The following is a 21,498-nucleotide window of genomic DNA, read 5'->3' as shown; positions in this document are numbered from 1 at the left end:
CGCCGTACACCAGTCAAGGCGGTTACTGTGTCAACGGCCTTCGGGAGGACTGGGGACGACATGGCGAAGCAGGCGGAGACGGCACGAAGGGCACCCCTGACCAGGGATCGCGTCCTGCGTACCGCCGTCGTGCTCGCCGACCGGACCGGCATCGAGTCGCTGAGCATGCGCAACCTCGCGCAGGATCTCGGCGTCGTGCCGATGGCCCTCTACAAGCACGTCGCCAACAAGGACGAACTGCTCGACGGCATGATCGACATCGTCGTCGCGGAGATCGACCCGCCGGCGCCCGGCGACTGGAAGCAGGCGATCCGCCGGCGCATCCTGTCGGCGCGGCAGATGCTGCTCCGCCACCCCTGGGCGTCGCTGGCGATCGAGTCCCGGACCACGCCCACGCCGGCCGTCCTGGCCTACCTCGACTCGACAGTCGACGCGCTGCGGGCCGGCGGTTTCTCCACCGACCTGGCCCACCACGTCATGCACGCGCTGGGCAGCCGGGTCCTGGGCTTCAGCCAGGAACTGTTCGACACCTCCCGGCAGGCCGGGCGATCCGGCGCGACCAGCGCCGGCACACCGGCGGACCTGCCGCCGGAGGTGGCCGCCCGGTTCCCGCACCTCGCCGCCATCGCCACCGCCGCGTCCCACGACGACGACTCGGTGGTCGGGCCGGGCTGCGACGACCAGTTCGAGTTCGAGTTCGCCCTGGACCTGCTGCTCGACGGCATCGAGCGGCTGCACCGGACCGGCTGGACGTCACACCGGACGGGATGACGGGCCGCCCGGGCGACGGGGTTACGGTGGGACCGTGGCGCTCTCCCTGGCGATCTCCCCCTGCCCCAACGACACGTTCGTCTTCGACGCCCTGGTGCACGGCCGGGTGCCGGGCGCCCCGCCGGTCGAGGTGACCTACGCGGACGTGGACGTCACGAACACCGCCGCCGAGCGGGGGGCGTTCGACCTGGTGAAGGTCAGCTACGCGGCGCTGCCCTGGCTGCTGGAGGACTACCACCTGCTGCCCTGCGGCGGCGCGCTCGGGCGGGGCTGCGGCCCGCTGGTGCTGACCCGTGGCGACCGGACCGACCTGTCCGGCGCGACGGTGGCGGTGCCCGGCGAGCGGACCACTGCGTACCTGCTGTTCCGGCTCTGGGCGGCCGACCAGGCACCGGCGCGCATCGAGGTGGTGCCGTTCCACGAGATCATGCCGGGTGTGGCCGCCGGCCGGTACGACGCCGGCCTGGTCATCCACGAGGCGCGCTTCACCTACCCGCGGCACGGGCTGACCGCGCTCGTCGACCTGGGCGAGTGGTGGGAGGGCGACAGCGGGCTACCGATCCCGCTCGGCGCGATCCTGGCCCGGCGGGGCGCCGTCGACCCGGTCGAGGCCACCGCCTGGATCCGCGAGTCGGTACGCCAGGCGTGGGCCGACCCGGAGGCCAGCCGGGAGTACGTCCTCGCGCACGCGCAGGAGATGGAGCCCGACGTGGTGGACCGGCACATCGGCCTCTACGTCAACGAGTTCACCGCCGACCTGGGTGAGGCCGGCTTCGCCGCCGTGGAGGCGCTGCTGGGCCGGGCCGCCGACGCCGGGCTCGTCCCTCAGACCTCCAGCTCGCGCGCCACCGCGTGGACCAGCTGAGCGATCTTCTGGGAGGTCTTCCGATCCGGGAAGCGACCCCGGCGCAGGTCCGGCTGGACCTTCGCCTCCAGCACCTTGATCATGTCTTCCACCAGGCCGTGGAGTTCCTCGGCCGGCCGGCGGCGCAGCTCCGCCACGGACGGCGGCGCCTCCAGCAGCTTGACCCCCATCGCCTGGGCGCCCCGCCGGCTGTCGACCACGCTGAAATCGACCCGCTGGCCACCCTTCAGGTCGGCGACACCCGCCGGTAGCGCGCCCTTCGGCAGGAACACGTCGCCACCCTCGTCACTGGTGACGAACCCGTACCCCTTGGCGGCGTCGTACCACTTCACTCGACCCGTCGGCACCTGTTGAACCCCGCTCCACTCGAACCGTCTACCCCTCCAAGGCTAGCCCGATGATCCGGTCCAGCGCCCTCGGGAATTCGACGAGATCATCAAGCACCAGATACGCCCCGGCCTCGGCCAGTTCGTCGGCCGAGCAGGGGCCGGTCGCCACTGCCACGCCGGGGATTCCCGCAGCTCGCGCGGCGGCCATGTCGGCCACGTGGTCGCCCACGTAGAGCGTGGCGCCGTGCTCGCGCAACGCGACCGCCTTCTGCTCCGCGAACACGTCCCCGGCCAGCTCGTCCACCGGCAGGCCGAGATGGTCCAGGTGCAGCTTCGCCAGCCGGCCGATCTTCGCGGTCACCACCATCGTCCGGCCGCCGCGCTCGTGCACCGCGCGCAGCGCGGCCTCGGCACCCGGCATCGGCACGGTCGGAGTGATCGCGTACGCCGGATACAGCTCCCGGTAGAGCGTCACCGCCTCCTCGACGCGCTCCGGCGGGAACCAGTGCGCCAGCTCGGTACGCAGCGGCGGGCCCAGCCGGGAGACGGCCAGTTCCCCGTCCACATGCACGCCCGTGCGCGCGGTCAGCGCCCGGAACGCGGCGGCGATCCCGGGCCGGGAGTCGACCAGAGTCATGTCGAGGTCGAAGCCGACCATCAGCGGAGGCATGCCGAGAACCTACCCAGCGGGCTAGCGTGGTACGACGATGACCACCTCACTCGCCGACCACCTGCGGGCCCTCCCCGACGAGCCCCTGGCCGCCCTGCTCCAACTGCGGCCGGACCTCGTCGTGCCGGTGCCGGCCGACGTGTCCGCCCTCGCCCTGCGCGCCCAGTCCCGGGTCTCCGTGGCCCGGGCGCTCGACGGGCTGGACCAGTTCACCCTCCAGATCCTCGACGCCGCCCGGCTCACCCGCGATCCCGAGGGCACCACCTCCACCGACCAGATCCTGGCCATGGCCACCGCCGGGCCGCACCCGCCCGCACCCACGACGGTCCGCGCCGCCGTCGACCGCCTCCGGGCCCGGTTCCTGCTGTACGGCCCCGAGCACGCCCTGTGCGTGGCCGGCGGCATCGACGAGGTGTCGCCGTACCCGGCGGGGCTGGGCCGACCGGCGGCGGAGCTGGACCCGCGCGCGGCGGCGCTCTGCGCGGACCCGGCGAAGCTGCGGCGGACGCTGCTGTCCGCGCCGCCCTCGGCCCGGGCGGTCCTGGACCGGCTCGCCGCCGGGCCGCCGGTCGGGACCGTGGCGCCCGGCGCGCTGGAGGCCCCCGCCACCGGCGCCGAGGACGTGCTCCCGCCCGACCTGGTCAACGGCGGCGCCCCGACCGGCTCGCCGATCCGCTGGCTGGTCGAGCACCGGCTGCTGGTCCGGATGTCCGGCGGCCGCAACGGCACCGTCGAGCTGCCCCGCGAGGTGGGGCTGGTGCTGCGCCGCGACGCCGGTCCGCTCGGGCCGCTGCGCACCAGCCCGCCGGTGGTGTCCGGCCCGGCGCGCGAGGTCAAGTCCGTCGACTCGGCCGGGGCCGGGCAGACCATGGAGGTGGTCCGGCACATCGAGGCGATGCTGGAGGCGCTGACCGCGGAACCCGCCCCGGTGCTGCGCTCCGGCGGCGTCGGCGTACGCGACCTGCGGCGGCTCGCCCGCGGTCTCGGGCTGGACGAGCCGACCACCGCGCTGCTGTTCGAGGTGGCGTACGCGGCGGGGCTGACCGGCGAGATGGAGCTGACCGGTGCGGCCACCACCCGGTACGGCGGTGACCTGCAGATCCTGCCCACCGGCGGGTACGAGGTGTGGCGCGCGGTGTCGCTGGCCCAGCGCTGGGACCAGCTCGCCCGGGCCTGGATGTCGATGCCCCGCCAGGCCGGTCTGATCGGGCAACGCGACGACCGGGACCGGCCCATCTCGGTGCTCTCCGCCGAGGCGGAACGGGCCGGTGCGCCGGCCACCCGGCGGGCTGTGCTCGCCGTACTGGCCGACCAGCCACCCGGCACCGCGCCGACCCCGGACGAGGTGCTGGAGCTGCTGGACTGGCGCACGCCCCGGCGGGCCCGGGGACGGGAGGCGGCGCACCGGGAGGTACTCGCCGAGGCCGCCACGCTGGGCGTGACCGGGCTCGGCGCGCTCACCTCGTACGGGCGGCTGCTGCTCGCCGAGCTGACCGAGGCCGACGAGCGCGGTGACGACCCGCTCGGGCTGCGCTCCGACGCCGAGTCGGGCGACGCGTCGACGACGGTACGGGCGCTGGACGCGCTGCTGCCCGCCCCGGTCGACCACGTCCTGGTGCAGGCCGACCTGACGGTGGTGGTGCCCGGCCCGCCCGACCCGGCGCTCGCCGCCGAACTGGACGTGGTGGCCGAGCACGAGTCGGCGGGCGGCGCCAGCGTGCACCGGGTCACCACGGCGAGCATCAGGCGGGCACTCGACGCCGGCTACACGGCCGACGACCTGCACGCGCTGTTCCGCCGCCGCTCGCGCACCCCGGTGCCGCAGGGCCTGACCTACCTGGTCGACGACGCGGCCCGCAAGCACGGTGGGCTGCGCGTCGGGTCGGCCGGGGCATACGTGCGCAGCGACGACGAGGCGCTGCTCAGCGAGGTCCAGGCGGACCGGCGACTGGAGCCGCTGGCGTTCCGCCGGCTCGCGCCCACGGTGCTGGTCACCCCGTACCAGGTCAACCGGATGCTCACCGCGTTGCGCGACGCCGGGTACGCCCCGGTGCCCGAGGACGCCAGCGGAGCGATGGTGCTGGCACGCCCGAAGACCCGGCGGGCGCCGGCGCGTACCGCGATCGGTCGTGCGGTCGACCCGCTCGCCACGCCGAAGCTGCCGATGCCCCGCCTGCTCGGCGTGGTGGAGCAGATCCGCCGGGGCGAGGCGGCGGCCCGGGCCGCGCGGCGGGCCCCGGCGGTGGTCCGGGGCGGCCCGGCGGCGGCCGGTCCGACGCCGGTGTCCGGGCACGGCGACGCCCTGGCGGTGCTCCAGCAGGCGGTACGGGACAAGGCGCTGGTCTGGGTGGGCTACGTCGACGCGCACGGGGCGACCGCGTCCCGGCTGGTCCGCCCGGTGTCGATCGGTGCCGGCTACCTGCGCGCCGAGGACGACCGCACGGAGATGCTGCACACGTTCGCGCTGCACCGGATCACCGCCGCCGTGCTGGAGGAGTGAGCTACTCCCCGTTGCGGCGCAGCGTGCCGATCACCGACACGGCCAGCAGCAACGCGAACGCGGTGCCGGCCGCCTCACCCACCGAGTCGACGAAGCCCTGCTGCTGCACCAGCAGCCCGAACAGGAACCAGCCGAACACCCCCGCCGCGGCCGCCGCGTAGGCGAGCACCACCGCCGTGGGCACCTCCTGCTGCCGCGCCCGTTCGTCCTCGGGAAGCACGTCCTGGTCAACGGTCATGGCAGTCCCTCCCCGTCCCGGCATGGACCCGGCTTCCAGGGTTACACCAACCGGACCGCGCGGACAGGGGTTAAAACCCTGATCCGGGCGGTCCGGACACGGGTAGGGCGGGCGCGGGCCGGTTCGGGTGCCGGGGCGGCGTGCTCAGGTGCCGGGGCGGCGGCCGATCACCACCACGCGGGTGCCGACCGAGCCCAGCTCCCAGAGGCGTACCGCGTCACGGTGCAGCAGGTTCACGCAGCCGTGCGAGCCGATCGCGCCGTTGTGCAGGTAGGTGGTGGTCTCGTGGAAGCCGATCCCGCCGTTGAACTGCTGCCAGTACGGCAGCCACACCTCGTACGGGTTGGACCACTCGCGCGGGTTCTTCCAGCCCACCGAGTACGTGCCGGCCGGGGTGGCGTAGCCGGACATACCGGTACGGGTGACTGTCGGGCCCATCACGACCTTGCCGCCGCGCATCGCCCAGACCGTCTGCCGGGTCAGGTCGACGCAGAAGGTGAGCCGGGAACCGGCCTTGCACCGCGCGGTGTCGGTGGCGGCCAGCCGCTTCGCCACGTCGTACGTGGTGGGACCGGCGCGACCGGAGGACGGGCTGATCCCGTACCGGATCTGGAACTTCTTGATCGCCGCGCAGTCGGCGGCGGACTGCTCGCCGTCCACGGTCAGCGTCCCGAAGCCGCCCAGCCGGGTCAGGTACGTCTCCACGGCACGCTGGTGCTCCCCCTGCGGGCACCCGGCGGACGCGCTCGGCTTGGGCTTGGGCTTGGTCGTCTTCGTCGCCTTCGGCGACCGGGAGGGTTTCGGCGAGGCCGTCCGGCTCGGCTGCGCCGACGGGGACGTGACCGGCTGCTCCGGCGCGGGCGACGCGCTCGCCCCCGATGCTCCCTCCGTCAGCCCGACCGGGCCGGGGGTGCTCCCCCCGGCGCCTTCCGCCTGCGGATCGAGCGCACAGGCGCCGACACCGACCAGCACGACCACCGCCAGGGCGGTGGCCCGTGCGAGAAACCGGACACGCTGCATGGGCCCTCCCTGGACAATCGTCCCGCTTGCTAGACGTGTGGGACGAGTATGACGTTGCCTGTCCAGCGAGACTTTTTTGCGGTGCCCTCCGGCGTGCAACACTGGATGGTCGGCCTGCGGCAGGTCAGCCGGGCGCGGACGGGTTCCGGGCGGCGGGTTCCGGGCGATGCGAGAGGACGCTGGCGTGAGCGGTGGACCACTGATCGTGCAGTCGGACAAGACGCTGCTGCTGGAGGTGGATCACCCCGACGCGCAGGCGTGCCGGATGGCCATCGCGCCCTTCGCCGAGCTGGAACGCTCCCCCGAGCACGTGCACACCTACCGGCTCACGCCGCTCGGCCTGTGGAACGCGCGGGCCGCCGGCCACGACGCCGAGGGCGTGGTCGACTCGCTGATCAAATACTCGCGCTACCCGGTGCCGCACGCGCTGCTGGTCGACGTGGCCGAGACGATGGACCGGTACGGCCGGCTCCAGCTCGCCAACGACCCGGTGCACGGCCTGGTGCTGCGCGCCCTGGACCGGGTGGTGCTGATCGAGGTCGCCAAGAGCAAGAAGCTCGCCGGCATGCTCGGCACCAAGATCGACGACGACACCATCGCGGTGCACCCGTCCGAGCGGGGGCGGCTCAAGCAGGCGCTGCTCAAGCTGGGCTGGCCCGCCGAAGACCTGGCCGGGTACGTGGACGGCGAGGCGCACCCGATCGAGCTGGCCGAGTCCGGCTCCGACGGCGGCAAGCCGTGGACGCTGCGGTCGTACCAGCGGGAGGCGGTGGAGGCGTTCTGGGCCGGCGGCTCCGGCGTGGTGGTGCTGCCGTGTGGCGCCGGCAAGACGCTGGTCGGCGCGGCGGCGATGGCCGAGGCGAAGGCGACCACGCTGATCCTGGTCACCAACACGGTGGCCGGGCGGCAGTGGAAGCGGGAGCTGATCGCCCGCACGTCGCTGACCGAGGAGGAGATCGGCGAGTACTCGGGCGAGCGCAAGGAGATCCGCCCGGTCACCATCGCCACGTACCAGGTGCTCACCGCGCGGCGCGGCGGCGCGTTCACCCACCTGGACCTGTTCGGCGCCCGCGACTGGGGCCTTGTCGTCTACGACGAGGTGCACCTGCTGCCCGCGCCGATCTTCCGCTTCACGGCGGACCTCCAGGCCCGCCGCCGGCTCGGCCTCACCGCGACTCTGGTACGCGAGGACGGCCGGGAGGGCGACGTGTTCAGCCTGATCGGCCCGAAGCGGTACGACGCGCCGTGGAAGGACATCGAGCAGCAGGGCTGGATCGCCCCGGCGGAGTGCACCGAGGTACGGGTGACGCTCACCGACGCCGAGCGGCTGGCGTACGCGACGGCGGAGGCCGAGGAGCGCTACCGGATGGCGGCCACCGCGCGCACCAAGCTGCCGGTGGTGCGGGCCCTGGTGGAGCGCCACCCGTCCGAGCAGGTGCTCGTCATCGGCGGGTTCCTCGACCAGTTGCACCAGTTGGGCGAATACCTGGACGCGCCGATCGTGCAGGGCTCCACCACGAACAAGGAGCGGGAGCGGCTGTTCGACGCGTTCCGCTCCGGCGAGGTGCGGACCCTTGTCATCTCCAAGGTCGGGAACTTCTCCATCGACCTGCCCGAGGCGGCGGTGGCGATCCAGGTGTCCGGCACGTTCGGCTCCCGGCAGGAGGAGGCGCAACGGCTCGGCCGGGTGCTGCGCCCGAAGGCCGACGGCCGGCAGGCGCACTTCTACACGGTGGTCTCCCGGGACACCATCGACACCGAGTACGCCGCGCACCGGCAGCGGTTCCTCGCCGAGCAGGGATACGCGTACACCATCGTGGACGCCGACGACGTGCTCGGGCCCCCGCTGCCGAGCGTCGACTGACCGGCGTGCCGGCCGGGCGGGCCGCTGCTGGGCGGCCCGCCCGGCCTCACGGTCAGCCCTTGCCGCTGGCGCGGAACGCGACCCAGGCGTCGCTCATCCGGTCGGCCTGGCCCGGGGTGAACATGTTCATGCAGGAGTCCTGCGTGTAGTCCATGAAGTTGTGGATCGGGTCCAGCCCCGGGGCGGTGCAGGTGTCCGCCCCGATCGGGCAGTTGAACTGCGGCACCGCCTCACGCGGCGTGTCCGCCACGAAGTCGCCGGACGCGGAGCAGCCGTGCGCGAACGTGTGCTCCAGCATCAGCCAGTGCCCCACCTCGTGCGTCAGCGTGTCGCCGAGCGCGTACTTGCCGGCCGTGCCGCCCGGCATCGACTCGTCCAGCATCACCACGCCGTCGATGTAGTCACGGCCGTTGTTGTAGCCCTTCGGGAAGTACGCCCAGCCGAGCAGCCCGTCACCGATGTTCGCCGCGTAGACGTTCAGCGTGCGGGAGTCGCCGGTGTAGAGCGCCTTCTTCATGTCCCGCTCGTTCTTGCCCGGCACCACCGTGTACCAGGCACTGTTCACGGTCCAGGTGGTGTCCACGAGCGAGAAGCGGAACGGCGTGTCCGACGCGTCGGCCGCCGTACGACCCGCGAACGAGTCGTTGAGCACCGTCATCTGCGCCGAGATGAGCGTGTTCCAGCGGGCCTTCTCGGCCGCGCTCAGCTCGTGGTCCGAGATCATGTGGAAGATCGTCGGCACGGTGACGCTGCCGTTTGCCAGGCGCGGCGCGTCCTTGATGACGCCGTACGCCTTGGCCTCGTTCGTCGAGTAGAGCGCGGGCTCCTTGGCGGTGGCGCCCTCGCGCACCCGGGCGGCGCTGTGGTTGCCGGCACCCGGCTCGCACTCGGCGACCACCGGGGAGGCGGCCACGGGTGCGGGCGTGGCGGAGGCTCCCCCGGCGGTCAGGAAGGTGGCGGCGGCAGCGACGAGCACCGCCAGGTGGATTGTCGGTTTCCTGTGCATCGTTGCACCTTTCGAGAGACATGAAAGGAGTACGACGCGGGGTTGTCAAAGCTGCGGATCGATGACGTCGTCGTCCCGCCATAAGACCACGTCAATGGGCATCGGCAACAGTCCCCGGCGGGTCCGTCGACGTCACGGCGTCGGTGATCACCCGCGCGACGCACTCGTAGTCGCGTACCAGCGGCCCGACCAGCGCACGGTCCGGCTCGAACGCGGCGACCAGTCCGCGTACCAGATCCCTGAACCGGTCGTCCGGGCCGAGCCGCCGCCCCCGGTGCCGGCGCGCGACGCTGCGCCAGCGGCGCAGGCCGACGTCGGCGAGCCGTTCGCGGAGCTCCGGCGCGGGCACCGGGCAGCCGTTCGCCCACAGGTCGGCGAGGCCCCGCATGATCGCCGTCCGGGTCGGGTCAGTCATGCCGGTAGCGGGCGCGGCGGCCAAAATGTCCGAAGCCGAGCCGCCGGTACAGCCCGGCAGCCGGATTGTCGTCGTTGACGCAGAGCCACACGGCGTCCGCGCCCCCGTCGGCGAGGCCGCGCAGCACACGAGCCACGAGGTAGGCGCCGACCCGACGACCGCGCCACCCGGGCACCACACCGACCTGGTCGATCCAGTCGTCGAGCACTGTGACGAAGCCGGCCGCCTCGCCGTCCGGACCACGCGCGAGCAGCGTCAGCTCCGGCCGGAAGTCCTCGTCGTCGCGCAGGTCGCCCAGCCACTCGCCGGCCTCGGGCTCCACGAAGCCGGGCCGGTCGGCGAACGACGCGCGGTAGGTGGCGAACAACTCCCGCCCCAGCGTCGCCGGCTCCACAGTCACCCCGTCCGGCGCGGCGACCTCGGGCAGCGCGTCGAGGTCGTGCCGCAGCACCCACTCCAGGAACGTCCGCATGTAGCCGCGTCTGGTGAGCAACTCCTCCGCGCCGACGTTCCACGTCTCCGTGGTGACCAGCAGGCCCGCGTCGCCGGCGTGCTTCTCGGCCCAGTCGAGCAACGCGCCGCCCAGCCCGCGTCCGCGCCACGCCGGGTGCACGAGTCCGGTGGCGGTGGCGGGCGTCCGCCCGGTGCCGACCCCGACGGCCGCGACCAGGTCGCCGCCGGACCAGGCGCCGTGGGTACGCGTCTGCAGCAGCCGCGCCCGCACCAACGGGGTACGCCCGAACAGCGGCAACCCGCCGTCAGCGACGAGGCACGCCCGCGCCAGGCCGGTCAGTGCTGGTAGGTCGTCCTCGCCGAACTCCCGCCAGACCAGCGCACCCGTCCCGTCCACGCCCACTCCCGTCGCCCGCCCCACCCGGCCGCCACGCTCCACCGAGGCAGTAGGCCCCACCCCCTCCCCCACGGTCAACCAGATTCCCCACCCGCCCCCGCCCTCGCCGCCCCACCCGCCCCGCCCCACCCGACCCGCCGATCTTGGAGTTATGGCGCCTCCAATGTCGACTTCGCGGCTTTTGCAAGGTGCCACAACTCCAAGATCGCCGCGATTCGTCAACGGCCGCCCGCCGCCGGCCCGGGATCCGCCGAGATCTTGGTACGGCCCCGCCCCCCCCATGGGGGCGCCCTCGTACCAAGATCTACCTCGGCCGGGGTCCTGGAGACGCGGCAGTTCACTCCCTACTGCGTCGATCATGCAGTTGTCGCCCCGGCGAAAGCCCGCAAAACCGGCACCCGAGGGGCAGGAAGTGCAAGATCGACGGCGAAGGCGGGAGGGAGGGAGGGCGGGCGGGTCAGGGAGTGGGGTTGGCGTGGATCTGGATCGTGGCGCCGGCGGACAAGGGGGCCAGCAGCCACCTCACGGGCTGCTCGTCCTCGGTCGGGTCCACCCGGAGGCGGTCGCCCGGACGCAGGTCGAGCTGGGTGGCGATCTCGGCGGCCAGGCGACGCCACGCGCCGAAGCTGGTGCCGTCCGGCGTCGCCGGGCCGGCCGGGTCCACCGCCGTGTAGTCCGGCGGGTCGGTGGGGTGCCGCAGCACCTCGGCCGACCAGTCCAACCAGCCCGGCGGCACCTCGGCGAGCGGGCCCGGCCCGGTGCCCATCAGGTAGCGGTGCGTCCCCTCGGGCACGTCCTCCAGCCAGTCGTCGAGGCGTTCCGGCGTCACGAACACCGCGTCGTACGGCCGGTCCGCGCCGGGTTCGAGCACCGGCAGGCCGGCCAGCGCGCGAGGACGGAACGAGACCGTCAGACCGACCGACCAGGCGCCGATCAGCACCGCCGCGGTACGCCAGTGCGGCGGCAGCAGCACCGCCACCCGGTCACCGGGGCGCAGCCCGCACCCGTCGCGCAGCAGCCCGGCACTGCGGGCCGCCCACTGGCCCAGCTGCGGCCCGGTCAGCTCGGTGCGCTCGCCGGTGGCGTCGTCGAGGTAGGTCAGCAGCGGCGCGTCGGCCGCGACGGCGGGTGCGTGGGTGGCCATCTGATGCGCTCCTGTCTGACGGTCAGCTCACCCTAGCCGGGCAAGCCTGTCGATCAGGAGGCCGAACCGCCGGACGGTAGTCGCGCACCCGCCCGACCGGCGAGGACAAGCCACCGCGCCCAGCCGTCACGCACCCCGGCGGCCAGCCGTCACGACCGCCCGAGCCGGACGCGGTGGCGCACCCGGACGGCCAGGCGAGCCGAGCCGGCGCACACGCGGGCGACCAGGCCGGGCAGGGCACTCGGGACACACCGGACGCCGCAGCAGAGCACCGGCCATCGACTTTGGTCGCCGGCTCGGTCGTCCGACGGCCGTATCCGAGGGCCGGGTGGCTGCGCGACGGTTGCGGTCATGACGACCGAACCCCCGTGTCTGCGGCTGGTGCCGGTGATCGCGCTGCTGCTGATCGCCCCGTGGACGGCCGAGTGCTCCTGGGGCGGCTTCACCCTCATCGGCATGCCGTTCGTCGTGCTGGTGCTCGCCCCGATGTACGGCGGGGCCGCGCTGCTGATCCGCGAGACGGCCCGGCGGCTCGGGCTCGGCTGGCCGGGGATCGCGCTGCTCGCCGCCGCGTTCGGGGTGGTCCAGGCCGGCCTTGTCGACCAGTCCCTGTTCAATCCCGGGTTTCTCGACGACACCCAGTTCGCCGGCACCCGGGCCGCCGCGGAGGCCACGCTGGTGCCCGGCCTCGGGTTCAGCGCGAGGCAGGCAGTCGACTACGTGGGCAACCACGTGGTGCTGACCATCTGCGCGCCGATCGCGCTCGTCGAGTCGTACCTCGGTGCGGGCCGCCGGGCACGGCCCTGGCTGGGCCGGCCGGGGCTGGCCGTGGCGGCGCTGCTCTGGCTCGGCGGCAGCCTGCTGGTGTTCGCCGACGACGGTGGCCGCAAGAACTTCCTGGCCTCGCCGGTCCAGTTGGCGTTCGCCACCGGCGTGGCGCTGGCCCTGGTCGCCGTCGCCCTGCTCCGCCACCGGCACGCCGGGCCACCGCCCACCGCACCGACGCCCGGGCCGACGTCCGGGCCGACGTCCACCCGGCCGACGCTCGCCGGACTACCGCCCGCCGGCCGACCGCACACCGAAGCCGGCCCGCCCCGGCCGCTCCGGCCCGCGCTTGTCGTGGCGGTGGCGTACGTGGGATCGACGATCGCCCCCGGCTGGCCGGGAGTCGTGCTCGCCCTCGCACTCGCCGGGATCGCCGCCGTCCTGCTGACGCGCTGGTCCCGCCGGCCCGGCTGGGGACAGCGGCACGTACTCGCCACCGGCTCGGCCGGCCTGGTCGTCGCGGCGGCGCTCGCGTACACCGTGCCGACCTATGCCCCGGCGACCCCGGCGGCGGCGCTGGTGGGTGACGTGGCGATCAGCGTGATCGTGCTGCTGCTGGTGGGCGGCGCGTGGTGGCGGATCACGGCAGCTCGGGTCCGCCGTCGAGCAGCGGGGCCAGCAGGTCGCCCTGCTTCTCCACCCGCTTGAGCACCTCGCCAGCTGTGTACGGCCGCGTCGACGGCCGCTTCCCCGCCGCCCCGGCCTCCACCTCGTCCCAGGTCAGCGGCGTGGACACCGAGGGCACCGACTGGGCCCGCAACGAGTACGGCGCCACTGTCGTCTTCGCCGCGTTGTTCTGACTCCAGTCGATGAAGACCTTGCCGGGGCGCAGGTTCTTCGCCATCTTCGAGACGATCAGCTTCGGGTGTGCCTGCTCCAGCTCCTGCGCGATCCGCTTGGCGTAGTCGGAGACGAGTTCGGCGTCCTGCGTGCCGGCGATCGGGCAGCAGAGCTGCATGCCCTTCTTCCCCGACGTCTTCGGGAACGAGGAAATCCCGTCGTCGGCCAGCCGGTCGCGCATCAGCAGCGCCACCCGGCAGCACTGCTTGAGCGCGGCCGGGGCGCCCGGGTCCAGGTCGACGACCATCATGTCCGGGTGCGCGCCGATCTTCCACTGCGGAGTGTGCAGCTCCAGCGCGGCCAGGTTGGCCAGCCACACCAGCGTGGGCAGCTCGTCGCAGACCACGTAGTCGATGGTCTCCCGCCCCTTCGTCGAGCCGGGCGCGGGCAGGTTCTCGGTGCGTACCCAGGCGGGGGTCGCGGCGGGGGCGTTCTTCTCGAAGAACGAGCCGCCGTCGACGCCGTTGGGGAAACGGATCCGGGTCAGCGCGCGGTCGCGCAGGTGCGGCAGCAGCACCGGGGCGATCCGGGTGTAGTAGTCGATCACCTCGCCCTTGGTGAAGCCGGCCTTCGGGAACAGCACCTTGTCCAGGTTGGACAACTCCAGTGAGCGCCCCTCGACCTCGACCTTGAGCCGGTCAGCCGGCATCGTCGACCTCCTCGGGCGGCTTGTCGGGGCGCAGGCGCAGGATACGCGGGAAGCGCAGCCGGCCGTCCGGCGTGCGCTGGCCGTACTTGACCTCCACCACGATCCGGGGAGTTACCCAGATCGCGCCCCGGGCATCCTCGCGCGGCACGCCGGCCGCGAACGGCGACGCGGTGGCGCGCAGCGGTTCCAGTTCGCGCAGCAGTTCCCGTTCGATGGCCGCGCCGATCCCGCCGCCGACGCGTCCCCGGTAGATCAGCCGCCCGTCCGGGCCGGGCACGCCGACCAGCAGCCCGCCGACGCGCCGGGCGCCGGGCCGCCAGCCGCCGACCACGAAGTCGGCGGTCACCTCCAGCTTGACCTTCACCCAGTCCGGCGAGCGCACGCCGGGCCGGTAGAGCGAGTCGACCCGCTTGGCCATCACCCCCTCCAGCCCGTGCTCGCCGGCCGCCGCGTAGGTGGCCGGGCCGTCGGTGAAGACCGGCGGCACCGCCCACCGGGCGGCGCCGAGCCCGAGCGACTCCAGCGCCGCCCGCCGCTCCCGCCACGGCCGGGCGGTCAGGTCGACGCCGTCGAGCCGCAGCAGGTCGAAGATCATGTACGTGACCGGCACGGTCGCCGCCAGCCGCGCCGCCTTCACCGGGTTGCGTACGTGCATCCGCTCGGCGAGCGCGGTGAACGAGGGCTGCCCGTCGGTGAAGAGGACCACCTCGCCGTCGAGCAGCGCGTCGTCCACCTGCTCGGCCAGGTTGAGCAGTTCCGGGTACGCGGTGGTGATCTCGACGCCGGAGCGGGCGTAGAAGTGCCTGTCGCCGCGGGAGATGTCGGCGAGCGCGCGTACGCCGTCCCACTTGAACTCGTACGACCAAGCGGCGCCGGCCGGGAGCTGCCCGGTCGTCGCGAGCATCGGCTTCAACGGCGCGCCGGGCACCTCTCGACTGTAGTTGCGCACGGAAGCGCGTGCGTCTCGTTCGATCGTTTGCGATTCTGGTGGTCAACCGGGGAGAGGAGCGCGGGAATGCGGGCGATCTGGAAAGGAGCGGTCTCGTTCGGCCTGGTGTCGATCGGGGTGAAGGTCTACTCGGCCACCGAGGAGAAGGACATCCGTTTCCACCAGGTGCACCGTGAGGACGGCGGCCGGATCCGCTACAAGCGCACCTGCTCGGTCTGCGGCGAGGAGGTGACCTACGACGACATCGCCAAGGGGTACGACATCGGCGGCGGTGAGATGGTCATCCTCACCGACTCCGACTTCGCCGACCTGCCGTTGAGCACCTCGCACGCGATCGACGTGCTGGAGTTCGTACCGGCCGAGCAGGTCGATCCGATCCTCTACAACAAGGCGTACTTCCTGGAGCCGGAGGGCTCGGCGACGAAGCCGTACGTGCTGCTGCGCGACGCGCTGTCCGACTCGGAGCGGGTGGCGATCGTCAAGGTGGCGTTGCGCCAGCGCGAGCAGCTGGCCACGCTGCGGGTCCGCGAGGGCGTGCTGCTGCTCAACACCATGCTGTGGCCGGACGAGATCCGCCGGCCGGACTTCGGTTTCCTGGACGAGGACCTGAAGGTACGCCCGCCGGAGCTGGCGATGGCCAGTTCGCTCATCGACTCGATGGCCGGCGAGTTCGAGCCGGACGCGTTCACCGACGACTACCGGGCCGCGTTGCAGGAGGTCATCGACGCGAAGGTCGAGGGCCGCGAGGTGGTGCAGCCGGAGGAGGAAGAGGCGGCGCCGGCCGCCGCGGTGGACCTGATGGCCGCGCTGAAGGCGTCGGTGGAGCGGGCCCGGGCGGCCCGGGGCGAGGCGCCGTCCGGTGGCGGGGCCGAGCCGACGCCGATCTCGTCCGCCCGCTCGGCGAAGAAGGCCGCGAAGAAGGCGCCGGCGAAGAAGGCCGAACCGGCGAAGAAGACCGCGGCCAAGAAGACGCCCGCGAAGAAGACGGCGGCCAAGAAGGCCGAACCGGCCAAGAAGACGGCAGCCAAGAAGACCCCGGCGAAGAAGAAGAGCGCCTGACGCGTACGGCGAGGGCCCCGCCCCCGGTGGACGCGGGGCCCGCGCCGCTCAGCCGCGGCCGAGCTTCTCGGTCGGCGTGACGCGGACGATGACGCGCTCCTCGCCGGGGCGCCGCCACGGGTAGGTGTCCTGCCCGAGGTACTTCTTCGCCATCCGGTCGATGTGCTCGTCGGCGCCTTCGGTGACGAACTCCGCGGTGCCCTTCACCCAGAGGGTGCGGAAGTCGTCGGCCTTGTCGACCACCGACACCGCGACCACCGGGTTGCGGGCCATGTTGAGGTACTTCTGCCGGCCCTTGGCCGTGTTGAACACGATGTGCTCGCCGTCGGTGTCCACCCAGACCGGGGTGACGTGCGGGGTGCCGTCGGACTCGACCGTCGCCACGTGCGCGAGCTGCGGTTCGCCGAGCAGTGCCAGGTCTTCTTCAGTGAGGATCGCCATGGCCGGACCGTACCCCGGCGCGGCGCCCCCGTATCGGGCTTCGTGTCCGGATCGTGGCGGGCGTATGGGCACGCTGGGGCTCCGGGCGGGTACCGTGTGCGCTGGCCTCGGCGGCGGCCCGCCGGGGGCGCACCCACCCACCTGCAGGGAGTCGACGTGAGCGAGCGTGTGGAGAACCGGTCGGAGGGCCAGGCCGCCCCGGCCACCAAGGCAGGGCGGCGGCTGGCCGCCCAGCTGGCCGAGAAGAAGGCCGCCGAGGCGCGTCGCCGCCGGCAGTCGATGCTGGGCGCGGCGGTCGGCGTGCTCGCCGTGGTGGCCCTGGTCGGTGGCCTGGTCTGGCTGAACAGCGGGGACGACGACAAGGCGTCCACCGCCGGTTCCTCGGCGAGCCCCAGCGCCCCGGCCGAGCCGACCGCGATGCCCGCTCCGGAGCTGCCCGCCGGCATCGACCCGGCGCTGAAGACCAAGCCGACAGTCAAGGCCGGCACGGGTGAGCTGACAAAGCTGACCGTCACCACCCTGGTCAAGGGCACGGGCCCGGCGGTGAAGAAGGGCCAGGAGATCACCACCAACTACGTGGGCGTCACCTACAAGGACGGCAAGGAGTTCGACGCCTCCTGGAACAACGGCCAGCCGGCCACCTTCCCGATCGGCGTGGGCCAGGTCATCAAGGGCTGGGACCAGGGTCTGGTCGGGGTGCCGGTGGGCAGCCGGGTGCAGGTGGACCTGCCGGCCGAGCTGGGATACGGCACCAACCCGCCCCAGGGTTACCCGGCGGGAGCGCTGCGCTTCGTCGTGGACGTGCTGGCGGCGAAGTAGGCCGCGGGTCTCGCGGGATGCTGGTAGGCCCGGCATCCCGCGAGACGGCCGTCTCCGCGCCGATCAGCTCCGGAAGTAGGAGTTGGTGGTCGCCTCGTTGTACGGCGTGTAGTTCCAGAGGTGGTAGATCTGGCCCATCTGGCCCCACTTCGAGCGGACGTAGTTCCCGGTGCCCACCCAGATTCCCGAGTGGTCGTCGCTGGAGTAGGAGATCCTCATGCCGGAGTACCACACCAGAGGCGTGTGCCAGAGCGTGTAGCTGCCGTCCTGCCAGTACTTGTCGTCGCCGGGGCTGTTCATCCAGCGGTCGTTCGACGTGGCGGTGGAGTACCAGGCGTAGGAGTGGCAGTTGTACTTGCGCGACGCGCTCCGCTCACGCGTCGCCGACGGGTAGTTGGTGGCGACGTAGTTGTTGTAGGACGTGATCTGCGCGCTGGTCAGTTCGGAGGTCATGACGATGACAGAAACCGACGTACCCCTCGGCGTGGAGACTGTGCTCGAGTAGTCCTGCGTGCTGAACCCGTCGGTCACCTCGTGGCGGGCGAGCGGCTCGGCCAGGTGCCGGCGAACCGCGTCCACGGTGGTGGCCGTGGCGTCCGGCACCAGCTGGACGGCTTCGCGCAGCAGCTGTGACTGCTTCCAGTTCCAGCCTTCCCGCACCCCGAGCGCCCGGCCGAGCAGGACCGCGGTGGGCTCCAGCCCGGCCTCGCCGTACACCTTCGCGTGGCTCTGTTTCACGGTGAACTTCTCCAGCCCGAGGCGCAGGAGCGATTCGAGTTGGCCCGCCGACATGGCGTCGAGCACCTGCGGTTGCGCGAGCAGACTCTCCAGCTTCCAGGCTTCGAGCGTCCGATCACCCGCCTGCAGTTCGGTGGCCGTCGACGGGATGGCGGCATCCAGCTTCCGGTAGCGGTTCAGCAGCACCGCGCCCGCGTCGGGGCGGGCCAGCAGCTCGCGGAGCCCGGTGAACCGGGAAGCCACCGTCTCCAGGCCCTGCTGGACGTTGTTGAATGCCAACGCGTCGGGCAGCAGGGGGTAATCCAGCACCGCCGTGGCGAGTTGTTCCGTGCTCATGGCCGCGACTGTCGCACGAGGAATCTGGACGGCTTCCACCATCGCCTTGTGCGTCGTGAGGCTGCGCCATTCGGGCGTACCGCCCTTGATCGCGTATTGGAATGGCGGAGGTGCCGCACCCACCGATTGTGCGGGCATGAGCCCGGCCGCCACCACCACCGCAGCCCCCGAGAGAACTGCCCTTCTCGTCACCCGACTGAGTCTGCCCATCCCTGGTCCTTTCGGTCCTCGCCGGCATGCCGGCACACTGAAGTAACTCGGCGCATCCCCTCGGATGCATAGAGTGAGATGAATCTATCGTTGATCGTCGTTCCCCGCTGCCCCTCCGCTTCCGCCCGGTCACCACGGGCAGTAAGTTCATGCTCACCGCGGGCGGTCCGGCCGCTCGCGGTGATCTGCCCACCGACGCGGAGGTGCACGTGGCGGCGCTGGACGAGACCGGGGTGACCCGGCAGATGTGGACGCTCTACGAGCCGGTCCACGCGGTGACCTACTTCCACCCGCGCGCCCGGGCCGCGTTCGAGGCGGTCGGGCTGCGGGGCTACTGGCGCGGCTACTTCGCCGGCCGGGCCGCGCCGCTCGGGCCGGTCGACGCGCCGGCGGTCACCGCCGCCTTCTTCAGCTTCGCGCCGGCGATGGTGGCCCGTGCGCTGCCCTCGGTGTGGCGCCTGGCCACGCCGGAGGAGGCGCTGCGGGCCCGGCTCACCGGGGGTGTGCAGGCGCTCGCCGAGTTCACCTACGAGCTGCCCGAGTCGCACCTGGTCGAGGCGGCCGACCTGCTGGAGGAGGCGGCCAGCCGGGTGGAGGTCGCCGGCCGGGTGCTCGGCGCGGTGAACGCCGCGCTGCCCCGGGGCGAGTACCCGCTGGCCCGGCTCTGGCAGGCCGCCGCCACGCTGCGCGAGCACCGCGGCGACGGCCACGTGGCGGCGCTGGTGACAACCGGGCTGGAGCCGGCGGAGGTGGTGGCCTGGCGGTGCCGGGTCGACCAGTCCCGCGAGTTCCACCAGCCGGCCCGGGGCTGGACCGACGAGCAGTGGGCCGCCGCCGAGCGAGGCCTGGTGGACAAGGGCTGGCTGACCGGCGACCTGAGCCCCACGCCGCACGCCACGGAGACGTTCCGCGTGGTCGAGGAGGCCACCGACCGGGCCGCGGCGGGCCCGTGGCGGGCGCTGGGCGCGGAGCGTACCGCCCGGTTGCGGGAGCTGCTGGAACCGATCGCGACGCGCTGCCGCACGATCATCCCGCCCAAGGCCCCGATCGGTCTTCCGGCGCAGCGTTCGGCGGGAGTGACGCTGCCCCGGTGAGTCCGGCCGTCGGCTGGGGCAGGATGGTCCTCGTGGTGGACGCGGTGCTCTTCGACCTGGACGGCGTGATCGTGGACTCCGAGCCGGTCTGGGAGGAGGTCCGGCGGGCGTACGTGGCCGAGCACGGCGGCGCCTGGCAACCGGACACCCAGCGCCGGCTGATGGGCATGAGCACCGGTGAGTGGGCTGCCTACCTGAGCGGTGAGCTGGGCGTCGACAGGTCGGCCGAGCAGGTCGCCACCGAGGTGGTGACCGAGATGGCCCGGCGGTACGCGCAGCGCGTACCACTGATCGACGGCGCGGACGCGGTCGTGCGCCGCATGGCCGCGCGGTGGCCGCTGGGGCTGGCCAGCTCGTCGCCGACCCGGCTGATCGCGGCGGCGCTGGACGCGACGGGCCTGGCCGGCTCGTTCGGCGCGACGCTGTCGACCGAGGAGACGGCCCGGGGCAAGCCCGCGCCGGACGTGTGGCTGGCGGTGGCGCAGCGGCTGGGCGTCGACCCGGCCCGGTGCGTGGCGGTGGAGGACTCGTCGAACGGGGTCCGCTCTGCCGCGGCCGCCGGATGCCGGGTGGTGGCGGTGCCGCACGCGTCGTACCCGCTCGATCCGGACGCCGAGGCGCTCGCGGCCGTGCTGCTCCCCTCGATCGGCGCGCTCACGCCCGAGGTGGTGGCGGGGATCGACTGAACCACCCACCTGCCGCCACCACCCGGCCTACGGTCGGTGACATGAGGGCTGTGGTGTACGAGGGGCCGCACGAGGTGGCCGTCAACGAGGTCGACGACCCGCGGATCGAGGATCCGAACGACGTGGTCGTCCAGGTCACGACGACCGCCATCTGCGGTTCGGACCTGCACATGTACGAGGGACGGACGGCCGCCGAGCCGGGCATCGTGTTCGGCCACGAGAACATGGGCGTGATCGTCGAGACCGGGCCGGGCGTGACGAGCCTGCGCGTGGGTGACCGGGTCTCGATGCCGTTCAACGTGGCGTGCGGGTTCTGCCGCAACTGCCGGGAGCAGCGCACGGGGTTCTGCCTGACGGTGAACCCGGGCTTCGCCGGCGGCGCGTACGGCTACGTGTCGATGGGGCCGTACCGGGGTGGGCAGGCGGAGTACCTGCGGGTGCCGTTCGCCGACTTCAACTGCCTGAAGCTGCCGCCGGGAACCGAGCACGAGAACGACTACGCGATGCTCGCCGACATCTTCCCGACCGGCTACCACGGGGTGGCGATGACCGGGCTGCGGCCGGGCGAGAACCTGACGGTGATGGGCGGCGGGCCGGTCGGGCTGATGGCCGCGTACTCGGCGGTGCTGATCGGGGCGTCCGAGGTGTTCGTGGTGGACCGGGTGCCGGACCGGCTGCGGCTGGCCGAGTCGATCGGCGCCACAGCGATCGACTTCAGCGCTGGCGACCCGGTCGAGCAGATCCGGGACCGGACCGACGGGGTGGGGACCGATCACGGCGTGGACGCGGTGGGCTACCAGGCGTCCGCGCCCAGCGGCGAGGAGCAGCCGGCGCTGGTGCTGAACACGCTCGTGGAGGTGGTGCGCGCGACCGGGGCGATCGGCGTGGTCGGGCTCTACCTCTCGGCGGACCCGGGTGCCCCGGACGAGCACTCCGCCCGGGGTGAGCTGCTGTTCAAGGTGGGCAAGCTGTTCGAGAAGGGCCTGCGGATCGGCACCGGGCAGGCGAATGTGAAGACCTACAACGCGTACCTGCGGAACCTGATCACGGCGGGGCGGGCGACACCGAGCTTCGTGGTGAGCAAGGAACTGCCGCTGGACGCGGCGCCGGAGGCGTACCAGCGCTTCGACCGCCGCGAGCCGGGCTACTCGAAGGTCGTGCTCAAGCCGGCCGCCTGACG

Annotated in this window: 22 protein-coding genes; 10 read left to right on the top strand and 12 right to left on the bottom strand. The window is 72.9% G+C overall.

The window, feature by feature from the left end; translation table 11 throughout:
• Positions 1 to 60 precede the first annotated feature (60 nt).
• Entirely contained in the window at positions 61 to 771 is a 711-nt protein-coding gene (locus AB0B20_RS10630) for a TetR/AcrR family transcriptional regulator C-terminal domain-containing protein (protein ID WP_357469825.1), read from the top strand.
• Positions 772 to 805: 34 nt separating this feature from the next.
• The gene (locus tag AB0B20_RS10625; RefSeq protein ID WP_357469821.1) at positions 806 to 1,636 is read left to right on the top strand and encodes a 1,4-dihydroxy-6-naphthoate synthase; all 831 of its coding nucleotides are present in this window, start codon (positions 806 to 808) and stop codon (positions 1,634 to 1,636) included.
• On the opposite strand, the gene AB0B20_RS10620 is transcribed toward AB0B20_RS10625, so the two are convergent.
• Both AB0B20_RS10620 and AB0B20_RS10615 read right to left on the bottom strand, forming a co-directional pair.
• Positions 1,597 to 1,983 carry a cold shock domain-containing protein gene (locus AB0B20_RS10620; protein ID WP_030503574.1) on the bottom strand — a complete coding sequence of 129 codons (387 nt, stop codon included), beginning with the start codon at positions 1,981 to 1,983 and terminating at the stop codon, positions 1,597 to 1,599. The two genes, AB0B20_RS10625 and AB0B20_RS10620, sit on opposite strands and share 40 nt — an antisense overlap.
• A gap of 28 nt (positions 1,984 to 2,011) precedes the next feature.
• Complete coding sequence (locus AB0B20_RS10615; protein ID WP_357469818.1) at positions 2,012 to 2,635, bottom strand: HAD hydrolase-like protein; 624 nt, start codon at positions 2,633 to 2,635, stop codon at positions 2,012 to 2,014.
• Positions 2,636 to 2,672: 37 nt separating this feature from the next.
• On the opposite strand from AB0B20_RS10615, the gene AB0B20_RS10610 reads away from it, so the two are divergent.
• Positions 2,673 to 5,135, top strand: coding sequence for a helicase-associated domain-containing protein (locus tag AB0B20_RS10610; protein ID WP_357469815.1), 2,463 nt, complete (start codon positions 2,673 to 2,675; stop codon positions 5,133 to 5,135).
• 1 nt (position 5,136) lies between these two features.
• Here the strand turns inward: AB0B20_RS10610 and AB0B20_RS10605 are convergent, their stop codons facing one another.
• Positions 5,137 to 5,373, bottom strand: coding sequence for a hypothetical protein (locus AB0B20_RS10605; protein ID WP_269702695.1), 237 nt, complete (start codon positions 5,371 to 5,373; stop codon positions 5,137 to 5,139).
• Between the two features lie 144 nt (positions 5,374 to 5,517).
• Positions 5,518 to 6,393 (bottom strand): L,D-transpeptidase family protein, encoded by an 876-nt coding sequence (locus tag AB0B20_RS10600; RefSeq protein ID WP_357469812.1) that lies wholly within the window; start codon positions 6,391 to 6,393, stop codon positions 5,518 to 5,520.
• A 184-nt stretch (positions 6,394 to 6,577) separates the two neighbouring features.
• On the opposite strand from AB0B20_RS10600, the gene AB0B20_RS10595 reads away from it, so the two are divergent.
• On the top strand, positions 6,578 to 8,257 hold the full coding sequence (locus tag AB0B20_RS10595) for a DNA repair helicase XPB (protein WP_357469809.1): 1,680 nt from the start codon (positions 6,578 to 6,580) through the stop codon (positions 8,255 to 8,257).
• 52 nt (positions 8,258 to 8,309) lie between these two features.
• Here AB0B20_RS10595 and AB0B20_RS10590 read toward each other — a convergent pair whose 3' ends face one another.
• From AB0B20_RS10590 to AB0B20_RS10575, 4 genes are all read right to left on the bottom strand, one after another.
• Positions 8,310 to 9,263, bottom strand: a complete 954-nt coding sequence (locus tag AB0B20_RS10590; protein WP_357469806.1) for a zinc metalloprotease — start codon at positions 9,261 to 9,263, stop codon at positions 8,310 to 8,312.
• Positions 9,264 to 9,354: 91 nt separating this feature from the next.
• Positions 9,355 to 9,678 (bottom strand): hypothetical protein, encoded by a 324-nt coding sequence (locus AB0B20_RS10585; RefSeq protein ID WP_357387559.1) that lies wholly within the window; start codon positions 9,676 to 9,678, stop codon positions 9,355 to 9,357.
• Positions 9,671 to 10,528: a GNAT family N-acetyltransferase gene (locus AB0B20_RS10580; protein ID WP_357469803.1), complete on the bottom strand. Its 858-nt coding sequence runs from the start codon at positions 10,526 to 10,528 to the stop codon at positions 9,671 to 9,673. The genes AB0B20_RS10585 and AB0B20_RS10580 overlap by 8 nt, the downstream gene beginning before the upstream one ends.
• Before the next feature lie 457 nt (positions 10,529 to 10,985).
• Entirely contained in the window at positions 10,986 to 11,672 is a 687-nt protein-coding gene (locus AB0B20_RS10575) for a TIGR03089 family protein (RefSeq protein ID WP_357387556.1), read from the bottom strand.
• Between the two features lie 351 nt (positions 11,673 to 12,023).
• Between AB0B20_RS10575 and AB0B20_RS10570 the strand changes: the two genes are divergently transcribed.
• Positions 12,024 to 13,145 carry a hypothetical protein gene (locus tag AB0B20_RS10570; RefSeq protein ID WP_357469800.1) on the top strand — a complete coding sequence of 374 codons (1,122 nt, stop codon included), beginning with the start codon at positions 12,024 to 12,026 and terminating at the stop codon, positions 13,143 to 13,145.
• Here AB0B20_RS10570 and ligD (AB0B20_RS10565) read toward each other — a convergent pair.
• On the bottom strand, positions 13,078 to 13,986 hold the full coding sequence (ligD, locus tag AB0B20_RS10565; RefSeq protein ID WP_357387552.1) for a non-homologous end-joining DNA ligase: 909 nt from the start codon (positions 13,984 to 13,986) through the stop codon (positions 13,078 to 13,080). The genes AB0B20_RS10570 and ligD (AB0B20_RS10565) overlap by 68 nt on opposite strands.
• On the bottom strand, positions 13,976 to 14,914 hold the full coding sequence (gene ligD / locus AB0B20_RS10560; RefSeq protein ID WP_357387550.1) for a non-homologous end-joining DNA ligase: 939 nt from the start codon (positions 14,912 to 14,914) through the stop codon (positions 13,976 to 13,978). Before ligD (AB0B20_RS10560) ends, ligD (AB0B20_RS10565) begins: the two co-directional genes overlap by 11 nt.
• Before the next feature lie 87 nt (positions 14,915 to 15,001).
• Between ligD (AB0B20_RS10560) and AB0B20_RS10555 the strand changes: the two genes are divergently transcribed.
• The gene (locus tag AB0B20_RS10555; protein WP_357387548.1) at positions 15,002 to 15,994 is read left to right on the top strand and encodes a Ku protein; all 993 of its coding nucleotides are present in this window, start codon (positions 15,002 to 15,004) and stop codon (positions 15,992 to 15,994) included.
• A 48-nt stretch (positions 15,995 to 16,042) separates the two neighbouring features.
• Here AB0B20_RS10555 and AB0B20_RS10550 read toward each other — a convergent pair whose 3' ends face one another.
• A complete protein-coding gene (locus AB0B20_RS10550; protein WP_281585313.1) occupies positions 16,043 to 16,435 on the bottom strand; it encodes a PPOX class F420-dependent oxidoreductase in 393 nt (130 codons plus the stop codon).
• Positions 16,436 to 16,591: 156 nt separating this feature from the next.
• Here AB0B20_RS10550 and AB0B20_RS10545 point away from each other — a divergent pair, with 156 nt between their 5' ends.
• Positions 16,592 to 17,254, top strand: a complete 663-nt coding sequence (locus AB0B20_RS10545) for an FKBP-type peptidyl-prolyl cis-trans isomerase (protein ID WP_357387544.1) — start codon at positions 16,592 to 16,594, stop codon at positions 17,252 to 17,254.
• 63 nt (positions 17,255 to 17,317) lie between these two features.
• Here AB0B20_RS10545 and AB0B20_RS10540 read toward each other — a convergent pair whose 3' ends face one another.
• Positions 17,318 to 18,328, bottom strand: coding sequence for a hypothetical protein (locus AB0B20_RS10540; protein ID WP_357387542.1), 1,011 nt, complete (start codon positions 18,326 to 18,328; stop codon positions 17,318 to 17,320).
• Positions 18,329 to 18,783: 455 nt separating this feature from the next.
• Here AB0B20_RS10540 and AB0B20_RS10535 point away from each other — a divergent pair, with 455 nt between their 5' ends.
• The 3 genes from AB0B20_RS10535 to AB0B20_RS10525 are packed head-to-tail and all read left to right on the top strand — an operon-like array spanning position 18,784 to position 21,496.
• Positions 18,784 to 19,632 (top strand): hypothetical protein, encoded by an 849-nt coding sequence (locus AB0B20_RS10535; RefSeq protein WP_357387658.1) that lies wholly within the window; start codon positions 18,784 to 18,786, stop codon positions 19,630 to 19,632.
• 23 nt (positions 19,633 to 19,655) lie between these two features.
• On the top strand, positions 19,656 to 20,318 hold the full coding sequence (locus tag AB0B20_RS10530) for an HAD family phosphatase (RefSeq protein WP_357470025.1): 663 nt from the start codon (positions 19,656 to 19,658) through the stop codon (positions 20,316 to 20,318).
• A 41-nt stretch (positions 20,319 to 20,359) separates the two neighbouring features.
• Complete coding sequence (locus AB0B20_RS10525) at positions 20,360 to 21,496, top strand: glutathione-independent formaldehyde dehydrogenase (protein WP_030274411.1); 1,137 nt, start codon at positions 20,360 to 20,362, stop codon at positions 21,494 to 21,496.
• Positions 21,497 to 21,498 lie beyond the last annotated feature (2 nt).

This window comes from Micromonospora sp. NPDC049151 (genome assembly GCF_040648395.1).
GTDB lineage: Bacteria > Actinomycetota > Actinomycetes > Mycobacteriales > Micromonosporaceae > Micromonospora.
Note: the sequence above shows the minus strand (reverse complement) of the source record. Positions and strands in the feature narration are given on the sequence as shown.

Coding starts and splice junctions, on each gene's coding strand:
- AB0B20_RS10590 (WP_357469806.1), bottom strand. CDS start 9,263: ATGCACAGGAAACCGACAATCCACCTGGCGGTGCTCGTCGCTGCCGCC.
- AB0B20_RS10525 (WP_030274411.1), top strand. CDS start 20,360: ATGAGGGCTGTGGTGTACGAGGGGCCGCACGAGGTGGCCGTCAACGAG.
- AB0B20_RS10615 (WP_357469818.1), bottom strand. CDS start 2,635: ATGCCTCCGCTGATGGTCGGCTTCGACCTCGACATGACTCTGGTCGAC.
- AB0B20_RS10575 (WP_357387556.1), bottom strand. CDS start 11,672: ATGGCCACCCACGCACCCGCCGTCGCGGCCGACGCGCCGCTGCTGACC.
- AB0B20_RS10570 (WP_357469800.1), top strand. CDS start 12,024: ATGACGACCGAACCCCCGTGTCTGCGGCTGGTGCCGGTGATCGCGCTG.
- ligD (WP_357387552.1), bottom strand. CDS start 13,986: ATGCCGGCTGACCGGCTCAAGGTCGAGGTCGAGGGGCGCTCACTGGAG.
- AB0B20_RS10555 (WP_357387548.1), top strand. CDS start 15,002: ATGCGGGCGATCTGGAAAGGAGCGGTCTCGTTCGGCCTGGTGTCGATC.
- AB0B20_RS10605 (WP_269702695.1), bottom strand. CDS start 5,373: ATGACCGTTGACCAGGACGTGCTTCCCGAGGACGAACGGGCGCGGCAG.
- AB0B20_RS10535 (WP_357387658.1), top strand. CDS start 18,784: ATGTGGACGCTCTACGAGCCGGTCCACGCGGTGACCTACTTCCACCCG.
- AB0B20_RS10585 (WP_357387559.1), bottom strand. CDS start 9,678: ATGACTGACCCGACCCGGACGGCGATCATGCGGGGCCTCGCCGACCTG.
- AB0B20_RS10540 (WP_357387542.1), bottom strand. CDS start 18,328: ATGAGCACGGAACAACTCGCCACGGCGGTGCTGGATTACCCCCTGCTG.
- AB0B20_RS10610 (WP_357469815.1), top strand. CDS start 2,673: ATGACCACCTCACTCGCCGACCACCTGCGGGCCCTCCCCGACGAGCCC.
- AB0B20_RS10600 (WP_357469812.1), bottom strand. CDS start 6,393: ATGCAGCGTGTCCGGTTTCTCGCACGGGCCACCGCCCTGGCGGTGGTC.
- AB0B20_RS10550 (WP_281585313.1), bottom strand. CDS start 16,435: ATGGCGATCCTCACTGAAGAAGACCTGGCACTGCTCGGCGAACCGCAG.
- AB0B20_RS10630 (WP_357469825.1), top strand. CDS start 61: ATGGCGAAGCAGGCGGAGACGGCACGAAGGGCACCCCTGACCAGGGAT.
- AB0B20_RS10530 (WP_357470025.1), top strand. CDS start 19,656: ATGGTCCTCGTGGTGGACGCGGTGCTCTTCGACCTGGACGGCGTGATC.